This is a genomic window from Pseudomonas putida (genome assembly GCF_009883635.2).
In the GTDB taxonomy this organism is placed as follows: Bacteria; Pseudomonadota; Gammaproteobacteria; order Pseudomonadales; family Pseudomonadaceae; genus Aquipseudomonas; species Aquipseudomonas putida_W.
The window spans coordinates 1,936,324-1,952,944 of the sequence record NZ_CP026115.2 but is presented as its reverse complement, the minus strand read 5'-3'; the positions used below and the strand labels follow the sequence as shown (position 1 = coordinate 1,952,944).

The 16,621-nt window shown below is 64.6% G+C and carries 13 protein-coding genes and 1 pseudogene; 1 reads left to right on the top strand and 13 read right to left on the bottom strand.

What is annotated here, in order from left to right; translation table 11 throughout:
* Nucleotides 1-66: 66 nt before the first annotated feature.
* From purH to C2H86_RS08935, 9 genes and pseudogenes are all read right to left on the bottom strand, one after another.
* Complete coding sequence (gene purH, locus C2H86_RS08975; protein WP_159412280.1) at nucleotides 67-1,674, bottom strand: bifunctional phosphoribosylaminoimidazolecarboxamide formyltransferase/IMP cyclohydrolase; 1,608 nt, start codon at nucleotides 1,672-1,674, stop codon at nucleotides 67-69.
* Nucleotides 1,675-1,754: 80 nt separating this feature from the next.
* Nucleotides 1,755-2,075 carry a DNA-binding transcriptional regulator Fis gene (fis, locus tag C2H86_RS08970; RefSeq protein ID WP_008093076.1) on the bottom strand — a complete coding sequence of 107 codons (321 nt, stop codon included), beginning with the start codon at nucleotides 2,073-2,075 and terminating at the stop codon, nucleotides 1,755-1,757.
* On the bottom strand, nucleotides 2,072-3,085 hold the full coding sequence (gene dusB, locus C2H86_RS08965; RefSeq protein WP_159412279.1) for a tRNA dihydrouridine synthase DusB: 1,014 nt from the start codon (nucleotides 3,083-3,085) through the stop codon (nucleotides 2,072-2,074). The genes fis and dusB overlap by 4 nt, the downstream gene beginning before the upstream one ends.
* Nucleotides 3,086-3,260: 175 nt before the next feature.
* Nucleotides 3,261-4,580: a DUF3426 domain-containing protein gene (locus C2H86_RS08960; RefSeq protein ID WP_159412278.1), complete on the bottom strand. Its 1,320-nt coding sequence runs from the start codon at nucleotides 4,578-4,580 to the stop codon at nucleotides 3,261-3,263.
* 42 nt (nucleotides 4,581-4,622) lie between these two features.
* Nucleotides 4,623-5,501 carry a 50S ribosomal protein L11 methyltransferase gene (gene prmA / locus C2H86_RS08955; protein ID WP_159412277.1) on the bottom strand — a complete coding sequence of 293 codons (879 nt, stop codon included), beginning with the start codon at nucleotides 5,499-5,501 and terminating at the stop codon, nucleotides 4,623-4,625.
* Nucleotides 5,502-5,723: 222 nt separating this feature from the next.
* Complete coding sequence (locus C2H86_RS08950) at nucleotides 5,724-6,830, bottom strand: acetoin dehydrogenase dihydrolipoyllysine-residue acetyltransferase subunit (RefSeq protein WP_159412276.1); 1,107 nt, start codon at nucleotides 6,828-6,830, stop codon at nucleotides 5,724-5,726.
* Nucleotides 6,827-7,849: an alpha-ketoacid dehydrogenase subunit beta gene (locus C2H86_RS08945; protein WP_159412275.1), complete on the bottom strand. Its 1,023-nt coding sequence runs from the start codon at nucleotides 7,847-7,849 to the stop codon at nucleotides 6,827-6,829. The genes C2H86_RS08950 and C2H86_RS08945 overlap by 4 nt, the downstream gene beginning before the upstream one ends.
* 32 nt (nucleotides 7,850-7,881) lie before the next feature.
* A pseudogene (locus tag C2H86_RS08940) lies at nucleotides 7,882-8,858 on the bottom strand (thiamine pyrophosphate-dependent dehydrogenase E1 component subunit alpha).
* Between the two features lie 22 nt (nucleotides 8,859-8,880).
* Entirely contained in the window at nucleotides 8,881-9,936 is a 1,056-nt protein-coding gene (locus C2H86_RS08935; RefSeq protein WP_159412274.1) for an NAD(+)/NADH kinase, read from the bottom strand.
* A gap of 279 nt (nucleotides 9,937-10,215) precedes the next feature.
* Here C2H86_RS08935 and C2H86_RS08930 point away from each other — a divergent pair, with 279 nt between their 5' ends.
* Nucleotides 10,216-12,069 (top strand): sigma-54-dependent Fis family transcriptional regulator, encoded by a 1,854-nt coding sequence (locus tag C2H86_RS08930; RefSeq protein ID WP_159412273.1) that lies wholly within the window; start codon nucleotides 10,216-10,218, stop codon nucleotides 12,067-12,069.
* Between the two features lie 65 nt (nucleotides 12,070-12,134).
* Here C2H86_RS08930 and accC read toward each other — a convergent pair whose 3' ends face one another.
* From accC to C2H86_RS08910, 4 genes are all read right to left on the bottom strand, one after another.
* The gene (accC, locus tag C2H86_RS08925) at nucleotides 12,135-13,490 is read right to left on the bottom strand and encodes an acetyl-CoA carboxylase biotin carboxylase subunit (RefSeq protein WP_003255333.1); all 1,356 of its coding nucleotides are present in this window, start codon (nucleotides 13,488-13,490) and stop codon (nucleotides 12,135-12,137) included.
* Nucleotides 13,491-13,507: 17 nt separating this feature from the next.
* Nucleotides 13,508-13,969, bottom strand: coding sequence for an acetyl-CoA carboxylase biotin carboxyl carrier protein (accB, locus tag C2H86_RS08920; protein WP_159412272.1), 462 nt, complete (start codon nucleotides 13,967-13,969; stop codon nucleotides 13,508-13,510).
* Nucleotides 13,970-14,069: 100 nt separating this feature from the next.
* Nucleotides 14,070-14,522: a type II 3-dehydroquinate dehydratase gene (gene aroQ / locus C2H86_RS08915; RefSeq protein WP_008093086.1), complete on the bottom strand. Its 453-nt coding sequence runs from the start codon at nucleotides 14,520-14,522 to the stop codon at nucleotides 14,070-14,072.
* A gap of 179 nt (nucleotides 14,523-14,701) precedes the next feature.
* The gene (locus C2H86_RS08910; RefSeq protein ID WP_159412271.1) at nucleotides 14,702-16,480 is read right to left on the bottom strand and encodes a protein-disulfide reductase DsbD; all 1,779 of its coding nucleotides are present in this window, start codon (nucleotides 16,478-16,480) and stop codon (nucleotides 14,702-14,704) included.
* Nucleotides 16,481-16,621 lie beyond the last annotated feature (141 nt).

Here is a 16,621-nt window from a genome sequence, read left to right as displayed (position 1 = left end):
ATGAGCATCAGCGGAACCGGCCCCAACGCAGCAGATGCCTGCTTCAGTGCGGCCGATTGCCGTATATCAGTGGCGGAAGTGGCGCATGCCGGTGAACACCATGGCGATGCCGGCTTCGTCGGCAGCAGCGATGACTTCAGCATCACGCATCGAACCACCCGGCTGGATCACGGCGCTGATACCCACTTTAGCCGCATTGTCGATGCCGTCACGGAACGGGAAGAACGCGTCCGATGCCATGACCGCACCCTGCACCTGCAGGCCGGCATGCTCGGCCTTGATGGCGGCAATGCGCGCGGAGTTGACGCGGCTCATCTGGCCGGCGCCGACACCGATGGTCTGGCGCTGCTTGGCGTAGACGATGGCGTTGGACTTGACGAACTTGGCCACTTTCCAGGCGAAGACCAGGTCGTGGACCTCTTGCTCGGTCGGTGCACGCTTGGTGACGATCTTCAGGTCATCGGCGGTGATCATGCCGATATCGCGGCTCTGTACCAGCAGGCCACCGTTGACGCGCTTGAAGTCCCAACCGGCAGCGCGCTCGGCTGGCCACTCGCCGCATTCCAGCAGACGCACGTTCTGCTTGGCCGCCACCACGTCGCGGGCAGCCTGGGAAATTTTCGGCGCGATGATCACTTCGACGAACTGACGGTCGACGATGGCCTGGGCGGTTTCGCCGTCCAGCTCGCGGTTGAAGGCGATGATGCCGCCAAACGCCGACTCGGTGTCGGTGGCGTAGGCCAGGTCGTAGGCCTTGCGGATGCCGCCTTCGTCTTCAGGTACAACAGCCACGCCGCATGGGTTGGCGTGCTTGACGATGACGCAGGCCGGCTTGACGAAGCTCTTCACGCACTCCAGCGCGGCGTCGGTGTCGGCCACGTTGTTGAACGACAGTTCCTTGCCCTGCAGCTGCACGGCAGTGGAAATGCTGGCTTCGCCTTTCTTGGCTTCAACGTAGAACGCAGCGCTCTGGTGCGGGTTCTCGCCGTAGCGCATTTCCTGGGCCTTGACGAACTGGCTGTTGAAGGTGCGCGGGAACTCGCTGCGCGCTTCGGTGCTCAGGGTCTCTTTGGCCTGGTCGATGGTGCCCATGTAGTTGGCGATCATGCCGTCGTAGGCGGCAGTGTGCTCGAACGCCTTGAGCATCAGGTCGAAGCGCTGGGCGTAGGTCAGGCCGCCGGCCTTGAGGCCTTCCAGCACGCCGGCGTAGTCGCTGGCGTTGACCACGATGGCGACATCCTTGTGGTTCTTGGCCGCCGAACGGACCATGGTCGGGCCGCCGATATCGATGTTCTCGATGGCGGTCGGCAGGTCACAGCCAGGCTTGGAAATGGTGGCTTCGAACGGGTACAGGTTGACTGCAACCAGGTCGATCGGCTTGATGCCGTGCTCGTTCATGATGGCGTCGTCAGTGCCGCGGCGGCCGAGGATGCCACCGTGGATCTTCGGGTGCAGGGTCTTGACCCGGCCATCCATCATTTCGGCGAAGCCAGTGTAGTCGGCCACTTCCACCGCGTTGACACCGTTGTCCTTGAGCAGCTTGTAGGTGCCGCCGGTGGACAGGATCTCGACACCGAGCTGTTGCAGCTCACGGGCGAATTCGAGGATACCGGTCTTGTCGGAGACGCTGATCAGGGCGCGGCGGACTGGCAGGCGGGTAGTCTGGTCGGTCATTTCGGGTTCCAATAACGCGGTGGAGTCAGCAAAAAAGGCGTCTCTTCGCAGAGGCCGCCTTTTCTGATTGGGATTCTGGCTTACAACAAGTCGTACTGCTTGAGCTTCTTGCGCAGGGTGCCACGGTTGAGCCCGAGCATCTCGCTGGCCTTGGTCTGGTTGCCCTTCACGTAGTTCATCACGCTTTCGAGCAGGGGCGCCTCGACTTCGGAGAGCACCAGGTTGTACACGTCGGTGACGGTCGCGCCTTCCAGGTGTGCGAAGTAGTTGTGCAGCGCCTTCTCGACGCTGTCGCGAAGGGTCTGACCCTCTTCGCTTGGCGTGTTGAGGTGCTGTTTGAGGTTGGCGTTGTCGCTCACGGGCGTTGTTCCACTCACTAATGTCTCGGTCATCATCGTCATGCGGCCACCCCTTGTCCGTCCTCTGTCTCAAGGCTCTGTCGACTTTCGCTGAAATACGCGCGAACGTTGGCGCACTGCGCTTGTGTGTCTTCCAAAGCGTTGAACCGGGAGCGAAACTCCTTGCCGCCGGGTCGTGTTGCCAGGTACCAGCCCACGTGCTTGCGGGCGATACGTACGCCCATCACATCGCCATAGAAGGCATGCAGCGCGGCCAGGTGTTCCAGCAGGATGCGTTCCACTTCGTCCAACTGCGGGGCCGGCAAATGCTGGCCAGTCCCCAAAAAATGTTCGATCTCGCGAAAGATCCATGGCCGCCCCTGGGCAGCCCGGCCAATCAGCAAGCCGTCGACCCCGGTGGCATCCAGCACCGCCCAGGCCTTTTCTGGCGAAGTGATATCGCCATTGGCGAAAACCGGGATCGACACCGCCTGCTTGATGGCAGCGATGGTGTCGTATTCGGCTTCGCCGGTGTACAGGTCGGCGCGTGTGCGGCCATGCACCGCCAGCGCCTGGATACCGGCCTGTTCGGCGATTTTCGCCACGTTCAGGCCGTTCTTGTTCGCCCGGTCCCATCCGGTGCGGATTTTCAGCGTCACCGGTACGTCCACCGCGCCGACCACGGCGTGGAGGATTTCGGCGACCAGAGCTTCATCTCTCAATAAAGCAGAGCCTGCAGCTTTGTTGCAGACTTTTTTTGCCGGGCAGCCCATGTTGATATCGATGATCTGGGCGCCTGCTTCGACGTTGGCCCGGGCCGCCGCCGCCATCATCTGCGCATCTCCACCGGCGATCTGTACCGAGCGTGGCTCGGGATCACCTTCATGGATGCGGCGCAGGCTGGACTTGCGGCTGTTCCACAGGCTCATGTCGCTGCTGACCATCTCCGACACCACCATGCCGGCGCCCAGGCGCTTGCAAAGTGTACGGAAAGGCTGGTCCGTGACCCCGGCCATGGGCGCGAGGATCAGGTTGTTGCGTAGTGTGTATGGGCCGATGCGTACCGCCGACATAGGTGTTCCCTGTTGTGGGGCCGAATCATTGGAGTCGAAAAAGGGTTGGCATGATACCCGCTCTCGGTGACCGGATAAAGATGGATTTGGATAAATTCTGAACAGCTGCGGCCTTATGCCCAAGGGTTCGCGACAGTGGGCTGGCGCCGATAAACCGGCAACCAGCCTGGGGTCGTCACTCCGGGGAACGGAAGCTGAGGCTGTAGTTCACGGCCTTGGGGCCCGGGTCGAGAATATCCAGCGCGATGTGGATCGGCGTCTGGCTGGGCATTTCGCCGCGCCCGGCCAATTCACCCGACAGGTACTCGCTGGGCTTGAACCGACGGCTGGCGATCAGCTGGCCGTTGAGGTCGGCGAAACGCAGCTCCAGCAGCGGGAACGGCTGGGCGAACGGTGCGCGGTTGTAGATGATCGCATCGACGATCAGCGCGCCCTTGAAGTCCGGGTGGCTGCGTACCACAAGGTTGCTGCTCTTGATCCGGCCGATATCGACGCGGGTCGGCACCTGGCAGCCGAGCATCGGGCACAGTTGCTGGAAGATCGGCCGGTACTGGTCCTGGCGGGCCAACTCGTCGAAGTGGAACCACACGTACTGGAATGCCAGCAGGCCAGCGGCCAGCAGGGTCAGCAAACTCCATAGCAGGCGCTTGCCCCAGTTGGGTCGGGGTTTCTCCCAACCCAGCTGCAGCGGGTCGTCGACCACGTCGACCAGCGGCTCCTTGCGTGACGGGCGCTCAGGCCTGGCGGTGAAGCCAGGCTCCAGGCGTTCGCCGGGCAGCGGCTCGAGCGGGTCGTCTTCGCGGGCTGACAAATGGAGGTCGGTGTCGTCGTCGTCACGGGCGCTCAGGCCTTTTTCGTGAATGACGTCGTCATCGTGCTCGTCGAACCGTTGCGCGGGCTCTGGCTCGTCAGCGCGTTGTGCCGGCGGTTCGTCGTCGAGGTCCAGGTCCAGGTTGCCACCGAGGGTCGGCTCGGTGCGGTCACCCGGCTCCGGCTCCAGGGGCTGCTCGTCCAGCAGCACCGGCGCCGGGTCATGGGCCGCGAGCGGTTCATGACGGTCGTTGGTCGCGGTGCCGAACAGTTCATCATCGTGCTCATCGGTAGTCGGCTCGTCGCGACGGGCCTGCAGGGCACCGGCCTTGGTATCCGGGCCGGGCTCGACAGGTTCGCCACGGCGTTCGAGGCGGGCGAGTTCCTGGTCCAGGTCGAGTTCATCCAGGGCCTGGGCGGTGATGGCCCAGTCCTCTTTCTCGACCGGCGGCAGCTCGCTGGCGACCGGTTCAGGCGCGGCGACCGGTTCGACCACCGCGGGTGGTGGCGCTTCGGGGGCAACGCCGGCCTTGGCACGGTTCTGCTCCAGCAACTGCTTGGCCGCATTGAACACCTGCAGGCAGTGACCGCAGCGCACGACGCCGCGAGCCACGCTCAACTGGTGATGGGTGACGCGAAAGCTGGTCTGGCAATGCGGGCACTGGGTGACGAAACTGTCGGTCATGCGGCGATCCGGGAGCTGTGCAGAGAACTATTCTAGGCCCGCTTAGCGGCGCCGACCACTGATGCGCACCCAGCCGTCGCGTACGACGATCGGGTCCAGATCGAAGTCGGCAGCGTAGGCGGCAGCCACTTCCTCACCCTGTTCGGCGAGGATGCCCGACAGGGCCAGCAGCCCACCTGGGCGGACCAGGCCGGACAGCTGCGGTGCCAGCGACACCAGCGGGCCGGCGAGAATGTTGGCGACCAGGACGTCGGCCTGCATGGCCGGCATATGCTCGGGCAGGTACAGCGCCAGCTTTTCGTCGGCGATGCCGTTGCGCTGGGCATTGTCACGGGAGGCTTCGATGGCCTGCACGTCGATGTCGGTACCGACGGCCTCACGCGCGCCCAGCAGCAGGGCGGCGATGGCAAGGATGCCCGAGCCGCAGCCGAAGTCCAGCACCTGGGTGCCTTCCAGCTGCTGGCCGTCGAGCCATTCCAGGCACAGTGCGGTGGTCGGGTGGGTGCCGGTGCCGAACGCCAGGCCCGGGTCGAGCAGCAGGTTGACCGCGTCCTGTTCCGGGGCCTCGTGCCAGCTTGGCACGATCCACAGGCGCTGGCCAAAGCGCATCGGCTGGAAACCGTCCATCCAGCTACGTTCCCAGTCCTGGTCCTCGATCACTTCGGCATGGTGCTCGGGCAGCTCGGCGCCGGTCAGCAGTTGCAGGTGGGCGAATACCGCCTCAGGCTCGGCGTCGGCTTCGAACAGGGCCAGCAAGTGGGTATGCGACCACAGCGGGGTGGTGTTGAGGTCGGGTTCGAAGATCGGCTGGTCTTCGGCGTCCATGAACGTGACCGATACGGCGCCGACTTCGAGCAGGGCGTCTTCGTAGGTTTCGGCTTGTTCCGGGCTGATGGCCAGGCGTACTTGCAGCCAAGGCATGGCGGGCACCTTTGGTAAATCGACAGGGGCAGCCCGAGGCTGCGAGAAGCCTGGCAGTTTACGCGAGTGCGGGGGGTTTGTAGAGCAGGGTCAGTAGACCGCGTCGCCTTCTTCGCGGGGCAAGCCCGCTCCCACAGGTGGTTCACAGGCATCAAGGGCTGTGGAGATCCTGTGGGAGCGGGCTTGCCCCGCGAATAGGCCGTAATAGGCAGTAGAGAGTGGTCAGTGCTTGCGCAGGAATTCCAGCAGCCGCTGGTTCACCTGCTCCGCCGCCTCCATCTGAACCATGTGCCCGACCCCTGGCACCACCAGCACCTCGGCCTCGACCCCATCGGCATGCGCCGCCGGAATGATCGCGTCCTCGGCCCCCCAGATCACCAGCGCCGGATGCTGCCCCAGCACCCCACGCAGGTCATGCCGCTGGCGGTCACCGTCAGCCAGCGCCGACCCCAGCTGGCGCAAGGCGTCATCCACGCCTTCCAGGCGCTTGAACTTGAGCATGTCTTCGAGCATCTGCCGGGTCACCAGCCCTGGGTCGGCAAACAGCTGCACCAGATGCGGCTTCAGCGCATTGCGGTTGGCGGCGGCGACGAAACCTTGCAGGTACTGGCCATTGATCGTCTCACCCAGCCCGGCACTGGCCACCAGGCTCAGGCTAGCTACCCGTTGCGGCGCCAGGCGCGCCACATTCAGACTGACCGCGCCACCCATGGAGTGCCCGGCCAGGTGGGCCTTGGCGATATCCAGATGATCGAGCAAGGCCAGCACGGTTTCGCTCAGCTCATCCAGATCACCTTTTGCCAGGGCCTTGGCCGATTCACCATGCCCCGGCAGGTCCAGGGCGATGACTCGACGCTCGGCCGCCAATGCCGGGTGGTTGAACAGCCAGTTGTTGAGGTCGCCGCCAAAACCATGCACCAGCACCAGCGGCGTGCCACCTTCACCCAGTTCGAACCAGCGCAGCAGGCGCCCGGCCACTTCGGCCTTTTGCGGTGCTGGCCCCTGGGCCTGGTCGGCACCCCCTTCAGCGACGAACTCGGCCTGGAAGCGTTGCACCACGGCATCGATTTCCGATTCCTCGGCTTCCCCTTCCACCACCACGGCCAGCAGTGCACCTACCGGCAAAGTTTCGTCGGGCCGGGCCACCTGGCGGCGCAGCACGCCGCTGAACGGCGCCTCGACGCTGCTGCTGATCTTGTCGGTCTCGACATCCAGCACCTCGTCGCCCTTGCTGATTTCATCCCCCTCCTGCTTGAGCCAGGCGTCGACCCGGCCTTCGGTCATCGACAGGCCCCACTTGGGCATGGTCAGGGTATGGATCTGGCTCATGCGGCATTCCTCGCAGCTTCGATCACCTTGCGCACGGCTGCTTCGACCTTCGCCGCGTCAGGGATGTACAGGTCTTCCAGGGCATCGGAGAACGGCACTGGAGTGTGCGGCGCGGTGACCATCTCGATCGGGCCCTTGAGCGCGGCAAAGGCCTTTTGCACGACCAGTGCGCTGATATCGGTGGCCATCGAGCAGCGCGGGTTGGCTTCGTCGATCACCACCAGGCGGCCGGTCTTCTCCACGCTTTCGAGAATGCTGTCCTCGTCCAGCGGGCTGGTGGTGCGCAGGTCCAGCACTTCGCAGTCGATGCCCTGGCGGGCGAGGTTGTTGGCCGCTTCCATGGCCACATGGACCATGCGCCCGTAGGTCACCAGGGTCACGTCGTCGCCGTCGCGCAGGAAGTTGGCCTCGCCAAATGGCACGGTGTACACCTCTTCCGGCACTTCGCCCTGCATGCTGTAGAGCAGCTTGTGTTCGCAGAAGATCACCGGGTCGTTGTCGCGGATTGCCTGGATCAGCAGGCCCTTGGCGTCATACGGCGAAGACGGGCAGACCACCTTCAGGCCGGGGATGTGAGTCCAAAGCGAGGTAAGCATCTGCGAGTGCTGGGCCGCAGCGCGCAGGCCGGCACCGTACATGGTGCGCATCACCAGCGGGGTGACCGCCTTGCCGCCGAACATGTAGCGGAACTTGGCGGCCTGATTGAGGATCTGGTCCAGGCAGCAGCCGGCAAAGTCGACGAACATCAGCTCGCACACCGGGCGCAGGCCTTGAGTGGCGGCACCGACGGCGGCACCGACGTAGCCGATTTCCGACAGCGGCGCATCGAGCACACGCCCCGGGAACTGGTGGTACAGGCCTTTGGTGACGCCGAGCACGCCACCCCAGGCGTCATCCTCGCCCGGGGCACCCGCACCACCGGCAACGTCTTCGCCAATGATGAACACGCTGGTGTCGCGGCGCATTTCCTGGGCCAAGGCCTCGTTGATGGCCTGCTGATAGCTGATTTTTCTAGCCATGGTGGTTCTCCTGTTGTTCTTGTTGTCCGGGCTCAGGGGTAGCTGACGTAGACGTCGGTGAGCAGGTCGGCTGGCTGCGGCTTGGGGTCGGCTTTGGCGCGGCGCACGGCGTCTACGATCAGGTCGTCGACACGGGCGTCGATGGCGTCCAGTTGCGCCGCCTGTAGCAGGCCGGCACGGGTGGTCTTGTTGCGAAACTGCAGCAGGCAGTCGCGGGATTCGCGCAGGTTTTTCACTTCATCGGGGGCACGGTAGGTCTGTGCGTCGCCTTCGAAGTGCCCGTAGTAGCGGCTCAGCTTGACCTCGATCAGCGACGGGCCTTGCCCGGAACGGGCGCGCTCGATGGCGGCGCCAGCGGCCTCGTGCACGGCAAAGAACCGAAGCCGTCGATGGTCACCCCCGGCATGCCGAAACCGGCGGCGCGGTCGGCGATGTGGTCGCAGGCCACCGACCAGGTCGAGGCGGTGGCTTCGGCATAGCCGTTGTTCTCGGCGACGAAGATGCACGGCAGGTTCATGATCGAGGCCAGGTTCATCGCCTCGAACACCGCGCCCTCGTTGGAAGCGCCGTCGCCGAAGAAGGCCACGGCCACGTTGTCATTGCCCTTGATCTTGGCCGCCAGGGCGGCACCGGCCACCAGTGGCGCGCCGGCACCGACAATGCCGTTGGCACCGAGCATGCCTTTCTCCAGGTCGGCGATGTGCATGGAACCGCCCTTGCCGCCGCACACGCCGGTCTTCTTGCCGTAGATCTCGGCCATCATGCCGTACACGTCGACGCCCTTGGCGATGCAGTGGCCATGGCCGCGGTGGGTCGAGGCGATGCAGTCACTGTCGCGCAAGTGCGCCATGACCCCGGCGGCGGAGGCCTCTTCGCCGGCATACAGGTGGACGAAACCGGGTATCTCGCCGGTGGCGAATTCCACGTGCAGGCGTTCTTCGAAGGCGCGGATGGTGCGCATCACTTCATAGGCATGCAGCAATTGCTCTGAACTGAGGTGAGTGGACATCTTGTTGTTCTCCAGGGTTGTCTCAACACGGGGTTGCAGGGTGCAGCCGATGGCCGTGCGGGACGGCCAGCAGGTGATGACGGGCGGCATGTGCCAGCACGGCCTCGACGTCGACGGTCAACGGGCCCTGCAGGTCGAGGGTGATGGTCGGGGTGTCGTGTTCGGCGAACTCGATCTCGCGTTCGCCATCCAGGGCCAGGGTGCCGGCGGTGAGGCTCAGGCGATGGGCCACGCCCGGGCTGAGCGTGCCGCTGGCGGTGATGCCGCAGCCTTGCAGCAGGCCGGGGGCCAGTGGGGCGAGCAGGGCCTGTTCGGCACCAGGGTTGAGCCTTACCCAGGCGCCGTGGGGTTCATGGCGGGCCACCGGCTGCCACAGCCCGCAGAGCGCGGACAGGCCGATGGCGTGGGGCTCGGCGAAGCAGGCGAAGATTTCGCTGAGGTCTTCGCTGCGGCTCAGCGCACGGGCGCCGATGAAGCGTTGCGGCGACACCGCCACTTCGACCAGCGCCCACTCGCACAGCTGTTGCTGCGGTACCTTCACCAGCAGCCGCTTGTTGCGGCGCAGGCCGATGCTGGCCGGTACCCGGCCGCCAGCGAGCAAGCCGCCAGCGAGGCCTGCGCTGGTGGCTTCGCGCAGCTCCGGGAAGGCGTTGTTGGTGCCGGTGGACAGGGTGAGCAGGGGCGTGTCCCCAGCCTCGGCCGCCACGGCCTTGTGCGTGCCATCGCCGCCCAGCACGGCGATCATCGCCACGCCTCGCTCGACCATCTGCCGGGTGGCCAGCCGGGTGTCGCTGACAGTCTGGGTCAATGGCAGGTCGAGCAGTGCCAGGCGCGGCCAGTGCTGGTCCTGTGCCACGGGGCCGAGGCTGGCCTTGAGCACGGCGGCGGCAATCCCGGTCATGTCGGTGGGCAGCAGCACCTCGGCAACGCCCGTGGCGCCAAAAGCGCCGAGCAGGCGCTGGATGACCGAGGCCTTGTCGGTGCTGGAGTAGAGCCCGGCGTTGCTGGTCAGGCGACGCAGGTCGCGGCCGGAGGCAGGGTTGGCAATGATCCCGATGGTCGGGGCGGGCTGCGGCATGGCACACCTCGTGTTCTTGTTTGCCTAGGCTTGAGCAAGGCGGGTGCCAGCTTTCTTCGCGTGCCCTGAAAGCGCCGTTGCAGAGCGGTTGAATGGCTATCGGGCAAGGCTGCAGTGGCCGTTGCCTGAGACGCTGCGTGCCAGCATCGTCGGGCGTTTACCGGGAGGCTGAGACGCTGCGTCTCAAGCCCACCGGTAATCACACAGCGCTTGTCGGGACATGCCGGCAGGCGCTTAATGGCCGCACAACGACAAGAACAAACAGGAACCGGAGGCCCCATGCTTGCCGCGAACTCCCGAGCCCATGTCGATTGCGTCAGCCGGGTGCTGAAGAACGCCGACCGCTTGCCCCAGGCGCCGGTGCCGCCGCTGATCCTCGACTCATGGCGCCGTTCCATGGAGCTGTATCGTCTTGACCCCGGGTCCCAGCAGGGGCCGCGTATCCTTTCTCAAACCCTGCTCAATGAATGCCGCGAGCGCGCCGAACTGTTCCTGCGCATCGCCAGCGATGCCGTGGCGCGCCTGCATGCGCGGGTGCGCGGCGCCGACTATTGCGTGCTGCTGACCGATGCCCTGGGGCGCACCATCGATTACCGGGTCGAATCGGCCATCCGCAACGATTGCCGCAAGGCCGGCCTGTACCTGGGCACCTGCTGGTCCGAGGGCGAAGAGGGTACCTGTGGCGTGGCGGCGGTGCTGACCAGCAAGGCGCCGGTCACGGTGCACAAGCGCGATCACTTTCGCGCCGCCTTCATCGGCCTGACCTGCACGGCGGCTCCGGTATTCGACCCGCAGGGCGAACTGCTCGGCGTGGTGGATGTGTCGGCCCTGCAATCACCGGACGACCGCCGCAGCCAGCACCTGATCCTGCAACTGGTGGAGCAGACCGCGCGGGAAATCGAGAACGCCTTTTTCATGCACAGCGCCCAGGGCCACTGGGTGATGCGCGCCCATGGCACGCCAGGTTATGTGGAAAGCCAGCCTGACTACTTGCTGGCCTGGGATGCCGAAGGCCGCCTGCAGGCGATCAACAGCCTGGCCCGCGAGCGCCTGCTGGCGCGGCACGGGCGTTTGCCTGAACACATCGGTGAACTATTCGACATGGCCCAGCTACGCCGCGCCAACGATGCCTCGGCCCAGCGCCTGCCGGGTTGGGGCGGGTTGTACGGGCGGGTCAGCGCGCCCCAGCGGCGGGGCCGGGCGCAACCCTTGCAGCAAGGGCAGGATGCGCGCATCGAACAGCACTTGCGATTGGCCATAAGGGTCAAGGATTGCAACCTGGCCGTGCTGGTGCAGGGCGAGACCGGTGCCGGCAAGGAAGTTTTCGCGCGCCAGTTGCACCAACAGAGCCAGCGCCGTGAAGGGCCGTTCGTCACGCTGAATTGTGCAGCCATCCCCGAGAGCCTGATCGAGAGCGAGCTGTTCGGTTATGTCGCCGGGGCGTTTACCGGTGCGTCGAGCAAAGGCATGCAGGGGCTGTTGCAGCAGGCTGATGGCGGCACCTTGTTCCTCGACGAAATCGGCGACATGCCGCTGCACCTGCAGACCCGCCTGCTGCGGGTGCTGGCCGAAGGCGAAGTGGCGCCGCTGGGCGCTGCGCGGCGGGAACGGGTGGATATCCAGGTGATCTGTGCCACCCACCGCGACCTGGCGGCGATGGTGAGTGAAGGGCGTTTCCGTGAGGACCTGTATTTCCGTCTGGCCAATGCCCGCTTCGAGTTGCCACCGCTGCGTGAGCGGGAGGACCGATTGGGCCTGATTCATCAGTTGCTGGCTGAGGAGGCTGAGGCTTGCGGGGTTGAGGTAGTGCTGACAGATGATGCGTTGCAAGCGCTGCTGGTGTACCGCTGGCCGGGGAATTTGCGCCAGCTGCGACAGGTGCTGCGTTATGCCTGTGCGGTCAGTGACGGCGGACTGCTGTGCCTTGAGAACCTGCCGCAAGAGGTGCGGGTTGATGCCGTGCCTGCGGCGGATGTCGGCGTGTCGAGCCCGGCTCGGCAGTTGCTGCTCGATGCCCTGATCCGCCATCGCTGGAAGCCGGCGGAAGCGGCGCGGGCGTTGGGGATATCGCGAGCGACCTTGTATCGGCGGGTGCATGAGCACCGGATCGAGATGCCGCGGATGAAAGGGTAGGGCCCTGGCAGGCAATAAAAAACCCCGGCACTGGGCCGGGGTCTTGATGCATCACGCTAACGCGATCACTCCTGGTTGGCCAGTTTGTGCTCGAGGTAGTGGATGTTTACGCCGCCTTTGCAGAAACCTTCATCACGCACCAGGTCGCGGTGCAGCGGGATGTTGGTCTTGATGCCGTCGACGACGATTTCGTCCAGGGCATTGCGCATGCGCGCCATGGCTTCGTCGCGGTCCTTGCCGTAGGTGATCAGCTTGCCGATCAGCGAGTCGTAGTTCGGCGGAACCGAGTAGCCGCTGTACAGGTGCGAATCGACGCGTACGCCATTGCCGCCCGGGGCGTGGAAGTGCTTGACCTTGCCTGGGCTCGGAATGAACTTCTTCGGGTCTTCGGCGTTGATCCGGCACTCCAGCGAGTGGCCACGGATGACCACGTCTTCCTGGCGGAACGACAGCTTGTTGCCAGCGGCGATGCTCAGCATCTCCTTGACGATGTCGATACCGGTGACCATTTCCGACACCGGGTGCTCAACCTGCACGCGGGTGTTCATCTCGATGAAGTAGAAACGGCCGTTCTCGTACAGGAACTCGAAGGTACCGGCACCGCGGTAGCCGATCTCGATGCACGCATCGACGCAACGCTTGAAGACTTCCTGGCGGGCCTTCTCGTCGATGCCCGGGGCCGGGGCTTCTTCCAGCACCTTCTGGTGACGGCGCTGCAGCGAGCAGTCACGGTCGCCCAGGTGGATGGCGTTGCCCTGGCCGTCGGACAGCACCTGAACTTCCACGTGACGTGGGTTGGTCAGGAACTTTTCCAGGTAGACCATCGGGTTGCCGAAGGCAGCACCGGCTTCGGTACGGGTGAGCTTGGCCGAGGAAATCAGGTCCTCTTCCTTGTGCACCACGCGCATGCCGCGACCACCACCGCCACCGGCGGCCTTGATGATCACCGGGTAGCCGACGTCACGAGCGATCGCCAGGGCGACCTCTTCGTCTTCCGGCAGCGGGCCATCGGAGCCTGGTACGGTTGGCACGCCCGACTTGATCATCGCGTCCTTGGCCGAAACCTTGTCGCCCATCAGGCGAATGGTGTCGGCTTTCGGGCCGATGAAGGCGAAACCGGACTTTTCCACCTGCTCGGCGAAATCGGCATTTTCCGCAAGGAAGCCGTAACCCGGGTGGATCGCGGTGGCGCCGGTAACTTCGGCGGCAGCGATGATCGCCGGGATGTGCAGGTAGGAATCCTTGGACGATGCAGGGCCGATGCAGACCGACTCGTCTGCCAGGCCCAGGTGCATCAGTTCACGGTCGGCAGTGGAGTGCACGGCGACGGTCTTGATGCCCAGCTCTTTGCAGGCACGCAGGATCCGCAGGGCAATTTCCCCACGGTTGGCGATCAGGACTTTTTCGAGCTTCCCAGACATCGTTGGCTCTCCGCGATTCAAACGATGGTGAACAGCGGCTGGTCGAACTCAACCGGCTGGCCGTCTTCCACCAGGATGGCGTCGATGACACCGCCAACATCGGCTTCGATGTGGTTCATCATCTTCATGGCTTCGACGATGCACAGGGTGTCGCCTTTCTTCACGCTCTGGCCAACTTCAGCGAAGTTCGGCGAGGTCGGCGAAGGCTTGCGGTAGAAGGTACCGACCATTGGCGAACGGATCACGGTGCCTTTCAGGGCTGGTGCAGCAGCAGCTTCGGCGGCTGGCGCAGCGGCAGCGGCAACCGGAGCAGCGACAGGCGCGGCAGCCATTGGCGCAGGTGCGTAGAACTGCTGGGCGGCCGGGGTCTTGCTGTGGCGGCTGATACGGACCGACTCTTCGCCTTCCTTGATCTCCAGCTCGTCGATGCCAGACTCTTCCAGCAGCTCGATCAGTTTCTTGACTTTACGGATATCCATTAATCATCAACTCCCAAAGGTTCGGTCAGGGGGCGAAATTTAAAAACGTATCTGAACGTTTCTCTCTAACCCCGGCCCACTGAGGCCAGGGTTTTCGTTATCAGGGCTGTGCGTTGGCAGCCAGTTGTTCCAGTGCAGATTCCAGGGCCAGGCGATAACCGCTGGCGCCCAGGCCGCAGATCACTCCTACGGCAACATCGGAAAAGTAGGAGTGGTGACGGAACGGTTCGCGTTTGTGCACGTTGGACAGGTGCACTTCGATGAATGGGATGCTCACCGCGAGCAATGCGTCACGTAATGCGACGCTTGTGTGGGTGAAAGCAGCCGGATTGATCAGGATGAAGTCCACACCCTCGTTGCGTGCGGCATGAATACGATCGATGAGTTCGTACTCGGCATTGCTCTGCAGGTACTGCAGATGGTGGCCAGCGGCGCGGGCGCGCTGCTCCAGGTCCTGGTTGATCTGGGCCAGGGTCACGGCGCCGTAGTGGCCCGGTTCGCGAGTCCCGAGCAGGTTCAGGTTGGGGCCGTGAAGCACCAGTAGGGTTGCCATCTGCGGATTCCTTGGATTTGTAGGGCAATTCGACACAGCGCGGCGAGTGTGCCGCAAAGCGACGGCAAGTGTCCAGTTCCCGGCAATAGCCAGCACGTTGCCCGAGGTTCGCGCGAAGTATGTGACCAAATAATTAAATCTGGTCACTCATTGGGAGAAAATTCCCGGCACGCGGGAAGTTATAGACCGAGTTTGCCGCGCACGCGCGTCAGAATCTGCGCAAATTCCCCGGCGTTTATCTCGCCAATCACCCGATCGCTGGTCATTTCGCTGCCGTTCGCCGCAAAGAACAACAGCGCAGGCGGCCCGAACAGCTGGTAGCGGTCGAGCAGCGTACGTTGTTCGGCGCTGCTCTCGGTGATGTCGAAGCGCAGCAGCTTGAAGGCGCTCAACTGCCCTTGAACCTGCGGCGCATTGAGCACTTCGCGTTCGATTACCTTGCAGCTGATGCACCATTCTGCGTACCAGTCCAGCAGCACCGGTTGGCCGGCGGCCTTGGCTTCGGCCAGGGCGGCGTCCAGTGCGGCCGGGGTGGTGACGGTTTGCCAGGCATCGGACTTGGCCACTGCACCGCTGACGGTGGCAGCGGCGGGGGGCGGCAGTGGGCGCAGCGGGTCACCTTGGCCACTGAGTGCGCCGTACCAGCAGGCCAGCGCATACACCAGCAGCGCCAGGCCCAGCAGTTGTGCCAGGCGTTGGCGTGGCGATTTGACCACGAACTCCAGGGCGCCGAGGAACAGCGCCACGCCAGCCGCCAGGAAGCCGACCAGCAGCAAGGTCGCCGGCCCTGGCAGCACACGGCTGAGCAGGCCGATGGCCAGGCCCAGCAGCAATACGCCGATGGCGTTTTTCACGGTGTTCAGCCAAGGGCCGCTCTTCGGCAACCAGGCGGCGCCACCCGTGGCAATCAGCAGCAAGGGTGCGCCCATGCCCAGGCCCAGGGCGAACAGTTTGAGCGCACCGCCCACGGCATCGCCACTGGCGCTGATGTACAGCAAGGCGCCCGCCAGTGGCGCCGACACACAGGGCGAGACCAACAGGCTGGAGAGCACGCCGAGCACTGCCGCACCGAGCAGCGAGCCGCTCCGGGTGTGGTTGGCGACATTGTTCAGGCGGTTGCTCAGGGCTTGCGGCAACTTGAGCTCGAACAGGCCGAACATGGCCAGGGCGAACACCACGAAGAACAGCGCAAAAGGCACCAGTACCCAGGCCGACTGCAGGCGTGCCTGCAGGTTCAGGCCGGCGCCGAACAGGCCCATCAGTGCGCCGAGCACGGCGAAGCTGGCCGCCATCGGCAGCACGTAGGCCAGCGACAGGGCCAGACCGCGCAGGCCACCGACCTGGCCACGCAGGACCACGCCGGAGAGGATCGGCAGCATCGGCAGCACGCAAGGGGTGAAGGTCAGGCCTACCCCGGCGAGGAAGAACAGCAGCAGTGACTTCCAGCTCCAGCCCTGTTCGCTGCCGGCAGGCACGGCGGCGCCTGCAGCGGGCGCTTCGCCATCAATGCTCAGGCGTTCGGTTTCCGGCGGGTAGCAGAGGCCCTTGTCGGCGCAGCCCTGGTAACCCACCAGCAAGGTGAAGGCGCGAGCGTCGGTGCGTGGGATCTCGATGTCGAGCACGCCGTGGTATACCTCGACGTCGCCGAAGAACTCGTCGTGCTTGGCTTCGCCCTTGGGGATGTTCGGCGGGCCCAGGGCGATGTCGGCCGGTTCCGTGCGGAAGTGGAAACGGTGGCGGTACAGATAGTAGCCGTCGGTAGCGACGAAGCGCAGCTTGAGGGTCTGCGCGTCGGCCTGCACCAGGCTGAGCTTGAAGGCTTCGTGCACCGGCAGGAAGTCGGCATTGTTGGACAGCGAAGCGGCGCCGAGGGTGGCGCTGGGGCGGTTGTCGAGCAGGCCCGAGGCGAAAGCAGGGCTGGCCAGCAGCAGGAACAGCAGGAAAAACAGGCGGCGCATGGCGGACTCGCGTGGTGGAACGTGCCCGCATGATAGCGAAGTTGGCGGTGGTTGAAAGTGACGGCGACACATGGCTCGAGTTATGTATTGCCTGTGCCGGCCTCTTCGCGGCTAAAGCCGCTCCCACAGGGACCGCACAGT

What these genes read in the sequence shown, in the direction of transcription:
- purH (WP_159412280.1), bottom strand. Translation starts at nt 1,674, where the DNA reads ATGACCGACCAGACTACCCGCCTGCCAGTCCGCCGCGCCCTGATCAGC.
- fis (WP_008093076.1), bottom strand. Translation starts at nt 2,075, where the DNA reads ATGACGATGATGACCGAGACATTAGTGAGTGGAACAACGCCCGTGAGC.
- dusB (WP_159412279.1), bottom strand. Translation starts at nt 3,085, where the DNA reads ATGTCGGCGGTACGCATCGGCCCATACACACTACGCAACAACCTGATC.
- C2H86_RS08960 (WP_159412278.1), bottom strand. Translation starts at nt 4,580, where the DNA reads ATGACCGACAGTTTCGTCACCCAGTGCCCGCATTGCCAGACCAGCTTT.
- prmA (WP_159412277.1), bottom strand. Translation starts at nt 5,501, where the DNA reads ATGCCTTGGCTGCAAGTACGCCTGGCCATCAGCCCGGAACAAGCCGAA.
- C2H86_RS08950 (WP_159412276.1), bottom strand. Translation starts at nt 6,830, where the DNA reads ATGAGCCAGATCCATACCCTGACCATGCCCAAGTGGGGCCTGTCGATG.
- C2H86_RS08945 (WP_159412275.1), bottom strand. Translation starts at nt 7,849, where the DNA reads ATGGCTAGAAAAATCAGCTATCAGCAGGCCATCAACGAGGCCTTGGCC.
- C2H86_RS08935 (WP_159412274.1), bottom strand. Translation starts at nt 9,936, where the DNA reads ATGCCGCAGCCCGCCCCGACCATCGGGATCATTGCCAACCCTGCCTCC.
- C2H86_RS08930 (WP_159412273.1), top strand. Translation starts at nt 10,216, where the DNA reads ATGCTTGCCGCGAACTCCCGAGCCCATGTCGATTGCGTCAGCCGGGTG.
- accC (WP_003255333.1), bottom strand. Translation starts at nt 13,490, where the DNA reads ATGTCTGGGAAGCTCGAAAAAGTCCTGATCGCCAACCGTGGGGAAATT.
- accB (WP_159412272.1), bottom strand. Translation starts at nt 13,969, where the DNA reads ATGGATATCCGTAAAGTCAAGAAACTGATCGAGCTGCTGGAAGAGTCT.
- aroQ (WP_008093086.1), bottom strand. Translation starts at nt 14,522, where the DNA reads ATGGCAACCCTACTGGTGCTTCACGGCCCCAACCTGAACCTGCTCGGG.
- C2H86_RS08910 (WP_159412271.1), bottom strand. Translation starts at nt 16,480, where the DNA reads ATGCGCCGCCTGTTTTTCCTGCTGTTCCTGCTGCTGGCCAGCCCTGCT.